Source organism: Yersinia aldovae ATCC 35236, from assembly GCF_000173735.1.
Taxonomy (GTDB): Bacteria; Pseudomonadota; Gammaproteobacteria; order Enterobacterales; family Enterobacteriaceae; genus Yersinia; species Yersinia aldovae.
The window spans coordinates 1-290 of the sequence record NZ_ACCB01000134.1 but is presented as its reverse complement, the minus strand read 5'-3'; the positions used below and the strand labels follow the sequence as shown (position 1 = coordinate 290).

Below are 290 nucleotides of genomic sequence, written 5' to 3'. Positions count from 1 at the left end.
TTATTCTCAACCGCATTTTTCCCTGTCTGCGCACCGGCAACCGTATCAGCGGTGCTGTCGCCGGTCAATCCACCGGCCAGCCCTGCGGCCAGTGTTGCCAGCGCACTGACGGTCTGCTTCTGGTCTTCGCTGAGATTATCCTTATCCCAGCCCATTGCCGCGATAATCGTCGGGGCCATCAACTCGGCAGTGGCAGCACCTGCCGCGCCCGCTAACGCACTGTTGCCACTGGCATGGGCGGTGACTGCACCCAGCACCGCATGGGCCATCAGGTTAGCCGCCTGATTATC

Annotated in this window: 1 protein-coding gene; it reads right to left on the bottom strand. The window is 61.4% G+C overall.

The window, feature by feature from the left end:
• Positions 1 to 290, bottom strand: a 290-nt coding sequence (locus YALDO0001_RS19575; RefSeq protein ID WP_042840705.1) for a VENN motif pre-toxin domain-containing protein, incomplete at both ends; no start/stop codon positions are given.